The sequence below is a fragment of the Vibrio sp. OPT41 genome (genome assembly GCF_015163595.1).
In the GTDB taxonomy this organism is placed as follows: domain Bacteria; phylum Pseudomonadota; class Gammaproteobacteria; order Enterobacterales; family Vibrionaceae; genus Vibrio; species Vibrio alginolyticus.
In genome coordinates this window covers 1-202 of sequence record NZ_JADDYH010000093.1, presented here as the reverse complement: position 1 = coordinate 202, position 202 = coordinate 1, and the positions used below count along the sequence as shown (strand labels likewise).

General features: G+C 48.5%; 2 tRNA genes. Both read right to left on the bottom strand.

The window, feature by feature from the left end:
• Positions 1 to 38: 38 nt before the first annotated feature.
• Positions 39 to 114: transfer RNA gene (locus tag IQP38_RS25530), tRNA-Phe, on the bottom strand.
• A 7-nt stretch (positions 115 to 121) separates the two neighbouring features.
• Positions 122 to 197: transfer RNA gene (locus tag IQP38_RS25525), tRNA-Thr, on the bottom strand.
• Between the last annotated feature and the right edge of the window lie 5 nt (positions 198 to 202).

Genomic DNA, 202 nt, shown 5'->3' with positions numbered 1-202 from the left:
TTTTTTGTGTCTTGCTTATGAAGCAAGTGCACCAAATATGGTGCCTCGAGGCGGAATCGAACCACCGACACGAGGATTTTCAATCCTCTGCTCTACCGACTGAGCTATCGAGGCAAAAGAATGGTGCCGACTACCGGAATCGAACTGGTGACCTACTGATTACAAGTCAGTTGCTCTACCTACTGAGCTAAGTCGGCACACT